Source organism: Tardiphaga sp. 768_D3_N2_1, assembly GCF_052076105.1.
Classification (GTDB): domain Bacteria; phylum Pseudomonadota; class Alphaproteobacteria; order Rhizobiales; family Xanthobacteraceae; genus Tardiphaga.
Map to the genome: position 1 here is coordinate 2,289,822 of NZ_CP197245.1, position 12,584 is coordinate 2,302,405.

Annotated in this window: 10 protein-coding genes; 2 read left to right on the forward strand and 8 right to left on the reverse strand. The window is 62.1% G+C overall.

The features are described 5' to 3' along the window. Positions 1 to 48 precede the first annotated feature (48 nt). Entirely contained in the window at positions 49 to 906 is an 858-nt protein-coding gene (gene mazG, locus AB8A27_RS10580) for a nucleoside triphosphate pyrophosphohydrolase (RefSeq protein WP_441241865.1), read from the forward strand. Here the strand turns inward: mazG and hflX are convergent. The 8 genes from hflX to dusB all read right to left on the reverse strand — a co-directional run bounded on the left by hflX (position 866) and on the right by dusB (position 11,074). Continuing rightward, on the reverse strand, positions 866 to 2,248 hold the full coding sequence (hflX, locus tag AB8A27_RS10585; RefSeq protein WP_441241866.1) for a GTPase HflX: 1,383 nt from the start codon (positions 2,246 to 2,248) through the stop codon (positions 866 to 868). The genes mazG and hflX overlap by 41 nt on opposite strands. Positions 2,249 to 2,271: 23 nt before the next feature. Further along, the gene (gene hfq / locus AB8A27_RS10590; RefSeq protein WP_068731834.1) at positions 2,272 to 2,517 is read right to left on the reverse strand and encodes an RNA chaperone Hfq; all 246 of its coding nucleotides are present in this window, start codon (positions 2,515 to 2,517) and stop codon (positions 2,272 to 2,274) included. Positions 2,518 to 2,704: 187 nt separating this feature from the next. Further along, complete coding sequence (locus AB8A27_RS10595) at positions 2,705 to 3,562, reverse strand: D-amino-acid transaminase (protein WP_092143102.1); 858 nt, start codon at positions 3,560 to 3,562, stop codon at positions 2,705 to 2,707. Between the two features lie 45 nt (positions 3,563 to 3,607). Next, a complete protein-coding gene (gene ntrX, locus AB8A27_RS10600; RefSeq protein ID WP_441241867.1) occupies positions 3,608 to 4,978 on the reverse strand; it encodes a nitrogen assimilation response regulator NtrX in 1,371 nt (456 codons plus the stop codon). Between the two features lie 32 nt (positions 4,979 to 5,010). After that, positions 5,011 to 7,296, reverse strand: coding sequence for an ATP-binding protein (locus AB8A27_RS10605; protein WP_441241868.1), 2,286 nt, complete (start codon positions 7,294 to 7,296; stop codon positions 5,011 to 5,013). Positions 7,297 to 7,488: 192 nt separating this feature from the next. Beyond that, positions 7,489 to 8,931: a nitrogen regulation protein NR(I) gene (gene ntrC, locus AB8A27_RS10610; protein ID WP_441241869.1), complete on the reverse strand. Its 1,443-nt coding sequence runs from the start codon at positions 8,929 to 8,931 to the stop codon at positions 7,489 to 7,491. A 14-nt stretch (positions 8,932 to 8,945) separates the two neighbouring features. Then, positions 8,946 to 10,124 carry a two-component system sensor histidine kinase NtrB gene (locus AB8A27_RS10615; RefSeq protein ID WP_441241870.1) on the reverse strand — a complete coding sequence of 393 codons (1,179 nt, stop codon included), beginning with the start codon at positions 10,122 to 10,124 and terminating at the stop codon, positions 8,946 to 8,948. Next, positions 10,121 to 11,074, reverse strand: coding sequence for a tRNA dihydrouridine synthase DusB (gene dusB / locus AB8A27_RS10620; RefSeq protein ID WP_441244878.1), 954 nt, complete (start codon positions 11,072 to 11,074; stop codon positions 10,121 to 10,123). Before dusB ends, AB8A27_RS10615 begins: the two co-directional genes overlap by 4 nt. Positions 11,075 to 11,387: 313 nt before the next feature. Between dusB and AB8A27_RS10625 the strand changes: the two genes are divergently transcribed. Beyond that, positions 11,388 to 12,584 (forward strand): bifunctional 2-C-methyl-D-erythritol 4-phosphate cytidylyltransferase/2-C-methyl-D-erythritol 2,4-cyclodiphosphate synthase, encoded by a 1,197-nt coding sequence (locus tag AB8A27_RS10625; protein ID WP_441241871.1) that lies wholly within the window; start codon positions 11,388 to 11,390, stop codon positions 12,582 to 12,584.

A 12,584-nucleotide genomic window follows, 5' to 3' on the forward strand; every position in this document is an offset into this window, starting at 1 on the left:
GTCATCCTGCGGCATAGCAGAGGCTCCTGACGTGACCTGTGGTGCTCCATGACCCCTTCCCGCGATATCGCCGGCCTGATCGAGATCATGGCCCGGTTGCGCACGCCCGTGACCGGTTGCCTGTGGGATCTGGAGCAGGACTTCGGGTCGATCGCGCCCTATACGATCGAGGAGGCCTATGAGGTCGCCGACGCCATTATCAGGCACGATCTCGGCGATCTCTGCGACGAACTCGGCGACCTCCTACTGCAGGTGGTGTTCCATGCACAGATGGCATCGGAGCAGAAGGCGTTCGATTTCGGCGACGTGGTGATGGCCATCACCAAGAAGATGATCCGCCGCCATCCGCATGTGTTCGCCGACAAGGACGGCAACCTGACGTCGGGCCATGTGAAGGGCGTATGGGACCGTATCAAAACCGAGGAGAAGGCCGAGCGCGCCGCGCGCCGCGGCGAGGAAGTCGTAGCGCCCTCCTCGTTTTTGGCCAGCGTCAAGGCCGGACAACCCGCGCTGAGCCAGGCCATGGCTCTGCAGACCAAGGCTTCCAGTGTCGGCTTCGACTGGAACGATCCGCGCGCGGTGCTGGCGAAAATCCGCGAGGAAGCCGACGAGATCGAAGCGGCCCTCGATCGCGGCGATCAGGATCATATCGCCGAAGAGACCGGCGACCTGATGTTCGCGCTGGTCAATCTCGCGCGCCATGTGGGCGCCGATCCTGAACTCGCGCTGCGCGGCACCAATGCGAAGTTCGAGCGGCGCTTCGGCTATATCGAGCGCGCGCTGGCAGCGAAGGGAAGCTCGCTGCAGGATGCGTCGCTCGAAGAGATGGACGCGCTGTGGAACGAGGCGAAGGGCGGAGTAGCCGTCAGTACTCCACGGGATGCAGCACTGCGCCGTATTTGCTGATCACCACATCGCGCTTCGTCTCATCGACGCGGACCACCATGTCGAAATGTCCGTCGTGCAGTTCCTTCACGAGAATCTCGGCATTGCGGTGCAGCCAGCTCACGCCCGCACCGTCGGTGGCATCGATCTGCAAGTCCAGCGTCACGCGCGCAGCGGCAAGCCGTTCCTCGATGGCGTTGAGCAACCGATCGATGCCCTCGCCAGTTTCCGCCGAGACCATGAAGCACGGCTTCTCGGGCGGACGACGTGCGGCGATATTGGCGAGGTTCTCGCGCTCGTCCGGCGAAAATCGATCGATCTTGTTCCAGACTTCGAGGATGCGCGCTGACGCATCGGTGTCGATGCCGAGCTGGCGCAAAACCTTGTCGACGTCGCTCTGTTGCGCGTCCGCGTCTTCGTGCGAGATGTCACGGACATGCAGGATGATGTCGGCTTCCAGCACCTCCTCCAGCGTGGCGCGGAAGGCTGCGACGAGCTGGGTCGGCAGGTTGGAGATGAAGCCCACTGTGTCCGACAACATCGCCTTGCCGCCATGCGGCAGGGTCAGCGCACGCAGCGTCGGATCGAGGGTGGCGAACAGCATGTCCTCGGCCTGCACGTCGGCGCGGGTCAGGCGGTTGAACAGCGTCGACTTGCCGGCATTGGTGTAACCGACCAGCGCGACGACGCGATACGGCACGCGCTGGCGGCCGGCGCGATGCAGGCGACGCGTCGCCTGGACCTTCTTCAGATCGGCCTCCAACCGCGCAATGCGGTCGCCGATCATGCGGCGATCTGCCTCGATCTGGGTTTCGCCAGGGCCGCCCATGAAGCCAAAGCCGCCGCGCTGGCGCTCCAGATGGGTCCATGAACGGACGAGACGGCTGCGCTGATAATTGAGATGCGCAAGCTCGACCTGCAGCGTGCCTTCCTTGGTCTTGGCGCGGCGGCCGAAGATTTCGAGAATGAGGCCGGTGCGGTCGAGTACCTTGGCCTTCAATTCCTTTTCGAGATTGCGCTGCTGGATCGGCGACAGCGCGCAGTCCATCACCACGATGCCGATCTCGTTCGCCGCGATCAGGCCCGCGATCTCCTCGACCTTGCCCTTGCCGAGATAGGTCGCGGGACGAATCTGGCTGAGCGGTGCGACCACCGCCTCGACTACGGTGAGGTCGATGGCACGTGCGAGACCGACCGCCTCTTCCAGACGGGCATCGATATCACGGACATGAGCATAGGCTTGCGTGTCGGCGTCGCCGCGCCGCTCGCGCAGGTAAGGACCGAGCACGAGAACGCGGCCGGTCGATTCGCTGCTGGCCGAAGGTCGGTCAGCAGCATTGCCTTCGAAGCTACGAAATTCCAATCAAGCGTCTCTCAAGAGTTCGCTCAAGCCGGATCCTCGCCACCCTCAAAAAGCTGAATCGGTGCGCCCGGCATGATGGTCGAGATCGCATGCTTATACACCAGCTGCGAGTGTCCGTCGCGCCGGAGCAGAAGACAGAAATTGTCGAACCAGGTGACAATGCCCTGCAGTTTGACGCCGTTCACCAGAAAGATCGTCAAGGGCGTCTTGGTCTTGCGTACGTGGTTGAGGAAGGTGTCCTGTAGATTCTGTGCGCGGTCTGCCGCCATTTTTTTTAATCCCGCAGTCTGTTTTGTTGCTTTTTTTGAACCCGGCGCAGCCCTCTCCGGGGCCTTACCAAGCTGCCGCGCTTTCCCCTGAGATCCCCCTCCGGGAGTGCGACGATGTGATTAGACGGCAGGCGCGCTTTTTAGGCAAGCCGGAACGCGGAATTGGTGCCTAAAAGCGCGGCAAATTTTATGAAATCGCTGCGAATTTATGGAATTCCTGCCTCAAGCGCGTCGCAATACCACCAGGCTTGCCGTCACCGATCGGTTTGCCGTCGATATCGATGACCGGCATCACGATCTGACTCGCCGACGAAACGAAGGCTTCCGCGGCGTCATAAGCTTCTGCGGGCGTGAAGTTCCGCTCTTCCAGCTTGAGCTGCATCGAAGCCAGGACCTCGATCAGTACGGCGCGGGTGATGCCTGCGAGAATGCCGCGTTCAGCGGTACGCGTCACCACCTTGCCGTCCTTAGTGACGATCCAGGCGTTGCAGGACGCGCCCTCAGTGACGAAACCGTCGGCGTCGACATACCAGGCCTCATAGGCGCCCTTGTCACGGGCTTCCTGGCGCGCCAGCACGTTGGGCAGCAGGCCGACGGTCTTGATGTCGACGCGCGGCCAGCGATTTTCGGCTGTGGTGATGACCTTCACGCCCTTGGCGGCTGTCGCCTGGTTCTTGGCGAAGTTGAGCGATTTGGCCGTCACGACCACGCTCGGCTTCACCTCCGGCGATGGAAAGCCGTGATCGCGATGGGCGACGCCACGGCTGATCTGCAGGTAGACGATGCCGTAATTGATGCGGTTGCGGCGGATCACTTCCTGCATCACCACCTTGAGCGATGTCAGCGGCATGGCTTCGGCGATACGCAATTCCCGCAACGAACGTTGCATGCGTGCAATATGGCGGGGAAAGTCGACCATCTTGCCGCCGATGATCTCGCAGACCTCGTAAATGCCATCGGCGAACTGATAGCCGCGATCCTCGACGTTCACGGCGGCATCGCGCAGGTTGACATACTGACCGTTCACATAGGCGATGCGCGACATGTTCGTTCCGAGGCTTGAGTTGAAACTTGAGTTGACGTGAATGCTTTAGCCGACGCCGAGCGCCTTGAGCTTGCGATGCAAGGCTGAGCGCTCCATGCCGACGAATTCAGCGGTGCGCGAGATATTACCCGAAAAACGGCTGATCTGCGCAATCAGATAATCGCGTTCGAACACTTCGCGGGCTTCGCGCAACGGCAGGCCCATGATGTGCTCACCATTGTTGCTGGTCGGCATCGACGGCACCATCGAACCGACGTCCTGCGGCAGCATGTCGGCGGTGATGATGATCTCGGGCCCGCCGCCGGCCAGGATCATGACGCGTTCGACGTTGTTGCGAAGCTGGCGGATATTGCCGGGCCAGACGTGGGATTGCAGGACCGCCATGGCGTCTTCACCGATCTGTCGCTTCGGCAGACCAGTCGCGATGGAGATCTGCTCCATGAAGTATTCGATGAGCTCCGGGATATCCTCGCGGTGCTCGGACAGCGGCGGAACGCGGATCGGCACCACCGAGAGACGGTGATAAAGATCTTCACGAAAGCGTCCCTCGGCGATTTCCTCTTCGAGATTGCGCGCTGTCGAGGAGATGATGCGGACGTCAACATTGACCTTGGTGGTGCCCCCTGCCCGCATGAAGGTCTGATCGACCAGCACGCGCAGGATCTTGTTCTGGGTCTCGCGGGGCAGATCGCCGATCTCGTCGATGAACAGCGTGCCACCATGAGCCTCTTCCAGGGCTCCTGCCTTGCGCGGCTGTTCGCCATTGGACTGTTCGATGCCGAACAGTTCGACTTCCATGCGCTCCGGCGTGATCGCTGCAGCGTTGATGACGACGAACGGTCCCGTGGAGCGGGCAGAGGCCGTATGCAACGTGCGTGCGGCGAGCTCCTTGCCGGCGCCCGAAGGGCCGACGATCAGAATGCGGCTATTGGCCTTGGCGGCACGATCGATGGTCTGGCGCAGCTGGTTCATGGCAGCCGAGCGTCCCGTCAGCGAATTGGCGACCGGCGCGAGTTGCTTCAGTTCCTTGACTTCGCGTTTCAGCCGCGAGGTCTCGAGCGCGCGGGTCGCGACAAGGATCAACCGGTCGGCCTTGAACGGCTTTTCGATAAAGTCGTAGGCGCCGCGCTTGATCGCTGCGACCGCGGTTTCAATGTTGCCGTGGCCTGAAATCATCACTACAGGCAATTCGGGATTGTCGCGTTTGACCTGCTCGAGCAGTTGCAGGCCGTCGAGCTTGCTGCCCTGCAGCCAGATGTCGAGAAACACCATGCTGGGGCGGCGATTGGCGATTTCCGCCAGCGCGGAATCGCTGTCTCGTGCGGTGCGGGTGGTGAAGCCCTCATCGTCCAGAATGCCTGCAACAAGATCGCGAATATCGGCTTCGTCGTCGACGATCAGAATGTCATTTGCCATGGGTCAAAATATCCTGGTCACGTTTATTCTTGTCAGTTGCCGGTAGCAGTTTTGATCTTCGGTTCGTCATCAGGCGCGGCTTCCGGTTCACTCTTGTCCGTGGCAGCCTTCTGACCGGAGATAGAAAACCGCAGCCGCATCCAGGCACCGCGCTGTCCTGGACGAATGCTCGATGCGTCGCCAAGTTCGATGCCTCCACCATGATCCTCAAGCACCTTGCCGACGATCGCGAGGCCGAGGCCGGTACCCTTCTCGCGAGTCGTGACATAGGGTTCGAGCAAACGCGACCTGTTGACGGTCGGCAGACCGATGCCGTTGTCGATCACGTCGATCAAGATCATGTCGTTCTCGCGCGACGCTGTGACATCAATACGACCTTTGCCGAGTTCTTCCGGCGGAACGGCCTCGATCGCCTCGGCCGCATTCTTGATGATATTGGTGAGCGCCTGCGAGATCAGCCGGCGGTCGAACCGCGCACGCATCGGCTCTTCCTTGATCTCGGCAGAGATGTCGAGGTCGGGGTGACCGACCCGCATCAGGAATACAGCCTGACGCACCGTGTCGGCGACGTCCTCGCCTTCGATCACGGGCTTGGGCATGCGCGCAAAGCGCGAGAATTCGTCGACCATGCGCCTGATGTCATCGACCTGCCGGACGATAGTGTCGGTACATTGTTCGAAGATCGCCTTGTCATCGACTATCACCTTGCCGAATTTGCGCTTGATACGCTCGGCGGACAGTTGGATCGGCGTCAGCGGATTCTTGATCTCATGGGCGATGCGGCGCGCCACGTCGGCCCAGGCCGAGGTGCGCTGTGCCGAGACGAGTTCGGTGATGTCGTCCAGGGTGATGATGTAGCTGTCGCGCGACTGGCTGGTCTGTTCGGCGCTGACGCGCACCGACAGATTGCGCTCCTGCCCGTCGCGGGTGATCGTCACCTGCCCCTGCACCAGCCGCTGCGATCCCTCGCGCGCGGTCTGCATCAATTCGTCGAGCTCGGGAATGATCTCGTGCAGCGGGTGGCCGAGCGTCTCGGACTCCGAATGTCCGACCAGCTTCTCGGCCGAGCGGTTGAGAATGCCGATCGTGTTCGAACCATCGACGCCGATGATGCCGGCGCTGGCCGACGACAATACCGCCTCGATGAAACGGCGGCGGCTGTCGATGACGTCGCTGGCGCTGACCAGTTCGTCACGCTGGGTGCGCAGCTCCTGCGTCATCTTGTTGAAGGTCTCGCCGAGATGGGCGAGATCGCCCTCCGACTGGATCACCGGCACCTGGACATGCAGATCGCCGGTCGAGACCATGTTCGCTGCGCCCATCAGGCGGCGGATCGGCGCCACCAGCCAGTTAGCGAAATTCAGTCCGATCAGCACGGCGGACATCAGCACCGTCAGTGCGATCACGGTGAACATCAGCGCGAAGGCGACCTGAATGCCGAGCCTGCGCGATTCCAGTTCGGCATATTCGGCCGCGCCGGCCTGGCTCTGGTTCATCTGCGCGACCACGCGCGGATCGAGCTTGCGGGCGACATAGAGGAACATGTTGTCGAACGCGCGCAGCCGGATCACGGCTGCGACGTAATTTCCCTCGGGGATCACAGCAATGGCTGGCTCGGATGCGCTGACATTGACGAGAAAGTCTGCCGGCGGCGGTGAGAATTCCTGTTTGACGCCGGGCTGGTCCGGTTCGATGACGTTGCGATCCTTGTCGATCAGCATGGCGCCCGGCAGATTGCGCGCGGTTGCATTTGCCAGCATCAACGAACGGAACGTGCCGCGGTCCTGATAGAAGAGCGGCTGGATGCGCGCGAGATCATCGGCCATGCCGAGGATGTCACCGCCAATCAGCTGGCCATGCTCGTGCAGATAGGCGCTGGCAATCACGAGCGAATTGTTGATCACCGCCTTGGTTGGGCCGGAGAACAACCGATCGAGGCCGCGGTCGAGGGTCACATTGGCGACGATCGAGACCAGCACCGCCGGCAGCACGGCGATCACCGAGAACAGGCTGACGATCTGGACATGCAGCCGAGCCGCCGCCCTGCCCCTGCGACGCGCCTGGACAACCTTCCAGATCTCCCGCGCAATGATCAGGACCAGCAGGAAGACGCTGGCGGCATTGATCAGAAGGAAGGTGACGACGACCTGATGGGTCGGCGCGATCGGCGTGAGGCCGTTCAGGACGAGGAAGGTCAGGCAGGACGATAGCAGTGCCAGGCCGACGGCCAATGGCACGAACAACCGCCGCAGGGTCCACCTGCGCGGCTCCGCCATCGACGGTTCATGGACTGTAGCCGACGTGTCTGCGCTGGTCATTCCGACAATGTGGTGAGCGTGGACGCGGTGCGGCTGCCGGGGACTGTCCGGACCGCACTGATGCATTCATACAACAATGTTGCCCAATTACGACAAATCCGCGGCGCAGACTAGCCAACGAAAACGCATATCCTGCGTTTTCGTTTGTTTTTGCGTCTCAAACCCTGGAATTGCTCGATCTCGCTGCCGAGATCAGCCGCCGGTTCGATAGACCTGAATATCGAGATCGCGAATCTTCTTCCGCAGGGTGTTGCGGTTGAGGCCGAGCAGATCCGCAGCCCGGATCTGGTTGCCCCGGGTCGCGGCCAGTGCTGCGGTCAGCAGCGGTACCTCGATCTCGCGGAGAATGCGGTGATAGAGGCCCGGCGGCGGTACGCCGTTCGGGAACCCGGAGAAGTGCGAGGACAGATAGACCTCGACCGCACCACCCAGATTATCCACGCCGGTCGGCGCGTTACCACCCGAGGCCACAGCGGGGGGCGCCAGTTCGCCATCGATCACCGAGCCGGTAATGACGTCCTGCGGATAGAGTGCTGCCAGACGGCGCGCCAGGTTTTCCAGTTCGCGAACGTTGCCCGGCCAGCGATGCTGTTTCATGCGCTCAAGCGCCAGGGCATCGAGCTTCTTCGGCGGCAAACCGTCCTTCTCTGCGAGTGCAAAGAAGTGGCGGATCAGATCGGGCAAATCCTCGATGCGCTCGCGCAGCGGCGGCAGGCGCAGCGGCACGACGTTGAGGCGGAAGAACAGATCCTCACGGAACAGGCCCTGCTGGATCAGGATGCGCAGATCCTTGTTGGAGGCGGCGACGATACGCACGTCGGTCTTGATCGGCGTACGGCCGCCGACGGTCGTGTATTCGCCCTGCTGCAACACGCGCAGCAATCGGGTCTGGGCTTCCATCGGCATGTCGCCGATTTCGTCCAGGAACAGTGTGCCGCCTTCAGCCTGCTCGAAGCGGCCGGTGGCGCGCGCATTGGCGCCAGTGAAGGCCCCGCGCTCGTGGCCGAACAATTCGGACTCGATGAGATCGCGCGGGATCGCCGCCATATTGACCGCAACGAACGGGCCGTTGCGGCGCTTGCCGTAGTCGTGCAGCGCGCGGGCCACCAGTTCCTTGCCGGTACCGGACTCGCCGGAGATCATCACCGTCAGATCGGTCTGCATCAGGCGAGCGAGGACGCGGTAGATTTCCTGCATCGCCGGTGAACGGCCGACCAGCGGGATCGAGTCGAATTCGCCGTCATCGGCGTGGCTCGCGACCCGCTCCTTCGGTTCCGCCAAAGCGCGGCCGACGATCGCGATCAGTTCCTTCAGATCGAACGGCTTCGGCAGATACTCATACGCGCCGCGTTCCGACGCGCGGATCGCGGTCATGAAGGTGTTCTGCGCGCTCATCACGATGACCGGCAGATTGGGGCGCATCTTCTTGATACGCGGCAGCAGATCGAACGCGTTCTCGTCGGGCATCACCACGTCGGTGATCACAAGGTCGCCCTCGCCCTGGCTGACCCAGCGCCACAACGTGGCTGCGTTTCCGGTCAGGCGAACCTCATATCCGGCGCGCGACAGCGCCTGATTGAGGACGGTGCGGATCGCCGTATCATCGTCCGCGACCAGAATGCTACCTGCAGCCATCGTTAGTCCTCGTCTTACGTCTGTGAGGTGTGCGTCGGTGCCGCTGGGGCATCGTCGCTGCTCGGATCAAGGGTCGTGTCGTCCAATTTCTTGGCGGGGTTGAACATTGGCAGCAGCACGCGAAAAGTCGTCTTTCGTGGCTGAGATTCACATTCGATGATCCCACCGTGATCGCCGACAATCTTTGCCACCAATGCAAGACCCAGGCCGCTTCCGGTCGGTTTGGTGGTGACAAAGGGATCGAACAGGTTGGGCAGCAGGTCTTCGGGAACTCCGGGTCCGTTGTCCTTGACGCAGAATTCCAGCGGCAGCGAGACGCGCGATTTCTTGCCTGGCACTGACAGGCGCACGCCCGGCCGGAACGCGGTGGTGAGCTGGATCTCGCCATCAGAGCCGAGATCGACGATGGCTTCCGCCGCGTTCTTCACGAGATTCAGGAACACCTGAATGAGCTGGTCCTGATTGGCCAGAACCGGCGGCAACGACGGGTCGTAATCCTCGATGAAGCGGATGTTGCGGGCAAAGCCCGACTGCGCGAGGCGCTTCACGTGATCCAAAACGGAGTGAATGTTAACCGGACCGCGGGCTACCGGACGATCATCGCCGAACACTTCCATCCGATCGACCAGCGTCACGATACGGTCGGCCTCGTCCATGATCAGCCGCGTCAGCATACGGTCTTCGGAGGATGCGGACTGTTCCAGCAACTGCGCGGCGCCGCGAATGCCCGACAGCGGATTCTTGATTTCATGCGCCAGCATGGCCGCCAAGGCGATCACCGACCGGGCCGCGCTGCGATGGGTGAGCTGCCGATCCATCTTGTCGGCGATGGTGCGTTCCTGAAGCATCACCACGATATGACCCGGACGTTCGGTGAGCGGCGCAACGTGCAGATCGACCTGACGATCGCCGCCGATGCGCGGCGTGCCGAGATCCACCTTGTATTCGTTGACCGGCGAACCGGCGGTGCGGACCTGATCGATCAGTGCCAGCAGCGGACTGCCGAATGGCACCAGCTCCTTCAGCGACTGCCGGCGCAGGAACTGCGCGGAAATGTCGAAGAAGGATTCCGCGGCCATATTGGCGTCGACGATCTTGCCATCCGGCGCAATCAGGATCACGGGATGAGGCAGCGCGTTAAGAATGGCCTCACTGTCGGTCGGGACAGGGCGACGGTGCTCTGCGGCGTTCATGCGGCGGCACTCCATGCGAAATCGTCAAAAGCGTCGTTCAGGGACCGCTGCACACCGGAGGGATCTTCGGATGTGAGGATCTTCTGTCGCCAGGTCTTCAGGGTTTCTGCCGGTGCGCAGCTCGTAGCCGCAGCCGCATCGAGCGCCCAGCCGAGATGCTTGCGGGCGTGGCGCAGGCCGATGCGCAGCCCGTAGTGACTGACCACGTCATCATAGAGCGCGCAGATATATTTGAGCTGCTGCTGCAGCGACGGCACCGCTTCCGCAATGCCGGTTTCGAGACGGCGGCCGATCTGGCCGGGCAGCCACGGCATGCCCTGCGCGCCGCGGCCCATCATGACGGCGTCGGCGCCAGACATTTCAAGCGCGGTCACGGCCTTGTTGTAGGAGGTGATGTCACCATTGACGATGACAGGGACGCTGACCGCGTCCTTCACCGGGCGCACCGCGCTCCAGTCGGCTTCTCCCTTGTAGAACTGGCAGCGCGTGCGGCCGTGCACAGTGATGAGCTGGACACCCGCCTGCTCCGCGCGCTGCGCCAGTTCTGGCGCGTTGAGCGTGCGGTCATCCCAGCCCAGACGCATCTTGAGGGTGACCGGCACCTTCACGGCGGCAATGGTCGCTTCGATCAGCTTCAGCGCATGATCGAGATCGCGCATCAGTGCGGAGCCGGACTGACCGCCGGTTACGTGCCGCGCCGGGCAACCCATATTGATATCGATAATGTCGGCGCCCGCCGCTTCGGCCACGCGGGCACCCTCGGCCATCCAACGGGTCTCGCAGCCGGCCAGCTGGACCACATGCGGGCCGATGCCAGTGGCTTCGCAGCGCAATACCGACATGGGGCGGCCATTGACGAGATCGTCGCTGGCGGTCATTTCTGACACGACGAGGCCTGCCCCGAGTTCGGCGGTCAGCCTGCGGAACGGCGCATCGGTGATACCCGACATCGGCGCCAGAACGACCCGGTTGGCGATCTCGATGCCACCGATTCGTAACGGCTTGCTGTATACTGAGTCCGGGGTGGTCACAGACCTGCTCGTCGTTGTCTCGTCCGCCGCATTGCGGGCATAGAGCGCATAATGCGCACATTTGTTGTGCAGTCAACCTTCATGCCTACACATTAGACAGATGCGCCCATTTTGCAAGTGCAGTGCAGCAATGCACTGTTATGAGGCCACGAGAATGTAATCATACTGTTTTTGCCCGCGGCCGTGCTAAGGGCTGTGCGATCAACGCTTACCCCTTAATCACCTGACCCTGATGACAAAATCACCTAATCCTGCCGGTTTGAAGACAGCCGCCATTATCGTTGCCGCCGGCCGCGGTCTCCGCGCCGGCGCCGGTGGACCAAAGCAATATCGCATGATCGGAGGCCGCAGCGTCATTTCGCGCGCCATGGAGCCGTTCTGCAACCATCCCCAGGTCTTTGCAGTCCAACCGATCACCAATCCCGACGATATCGCTGTCTTCAACGAGGCAGTGAGCGATTTACGGTATCATGCTCCGGCTAATGGCGGAGCGACGCGTCAGGCGTCGGTGCATGCCGGGCTTGAGGCACTGGCCGATTACGCACCGGATATCGTGCTGATTCACGATGCTGCCCGCCCGTTCGTGACCCCTGCTTTGATCGAACGTGCGATCGTCGCGGCACAGATCACCGGCGCTGCCGTTCCTGCTGCACCCGTCACCGACACGATCAAGCAGGTCAACGCCGCCGGTCATGTCGAGGCAACGCCCGATCGCGCGAAACTGCGCATCGCGCAAACGCCACAGGCGTTTCGTTTCGATGTCATCCTTGAGGCGCATCGTCGTGCCGCCAAGGAAGGCCGCGATGATTTCACCGATGATGCCGCGCTCGCCGAATGGGCGGGATTGACCGTGGCAACCTTTGAAGGCGATCTTGCAAATATGAAGCTCACGACTCCCGAAGATTTCATTCGCGAAGAAGCGCGTCTCGCAGCCTCGCTCGGCGATATCCGCATGGGTACGGGTTACGACGTTCACGCCTTCGGCGATGGCGATCACCTGATGATCTGCGGCGTGCGCGTGCCGCATACGCGCGGCTTCCTTGCTCACTCTGACGGTGACGTCGGCCTGCATGCGCTGGTCGATGCGATCCTCGGTGCGCTGGCCGATGGCGATATCGGTTCGCACTTCCCGCCGAGTGATCCCCAGTGGAAGGGCGCGGCCTCCGACAAATTCCTGAAATACGCCGTGGACCGCGTCACCGCACGTGGTGGCCGTATCGCCAATCTCGAAGTGACGCTGATCTGCGAGCGGCCCAAGATTGGCCCGCTACGCGATGCGATGCGCGAGAAGATCAGCGAGATCTCCGGCGTTGCATTGTCGCGCGTGGCAGTAAAGGCAACCACCAGCGAACGCCTCGGCTTTACCGGCCGCGAAGAAGGCATCGCCGCCACGGCAGCTGCCACCATCCGCCTTCCCTGGATGGACTGA

Bases quoted from the DNA above. Each gene is read 5' to 3' on its own strand.
- mazG (WP_441241865.1), top strand. From the start codon at position 49: ATGACCCCTTCCCGCGATATCGCCGGCCTGATCGAGATCATGGCCCGG.
- hfq (WP_068731834.1), bottom strand. From the start codon at position 2,517: ATGGCGGCAGACCGCGCACAGAATCTACAGGACACCTTCCTCAACCAC.
- AB8A27_RS10595 (WP_092143102.1), bottom strand. From the start codon at position 3,562: ATGTCGCGCATCGCCTATGTGAACGGTCAGTATGTCAACCTGCGCGAT.
- ntrX (WP_441241867.1), bottom strand. From the start codon at position 4,978: ATGGCAAATGACATTCTGATCGTCGACGACGAAGCCGATATTCGCGAT.
- AB8A27_RS10605 (WP_441241868.1), bottom strand. From the start codon at position 7,296: ATGACCAGCGCAGACACGTCGGCTACAGTCCATGAACCGTCGATGGCG.
- ntrC (WP_441241869.1), bottom strand. From the start codon at position 8,931: ATGGCTGCAGGTAGCATTCTGGTCGCGGACGATGATACGGCGATCCGC.
- AB8A27_RS10615 (WP_441241870.1), bottom strand. From the start codon at position 10,124: ATGAACGCCGCAGAGCACCGTCGCCCTGTCCCGACCGACAGTGAGGCC.
- dusB (WP_441244878.1), bottom strand. From the start codon at position 11,074: ATGTCGGGTATCACCGATGCGCCGTTCCGCAGGCTGACCGCCGAACTC.
- AB8A27_RS10625 (WP_441241871.1), top strand. From the start codon at position 11,388: ATGACAAAATCACCTAATCCTGCCGGTTTGAAGACAGCCGCCATTATC.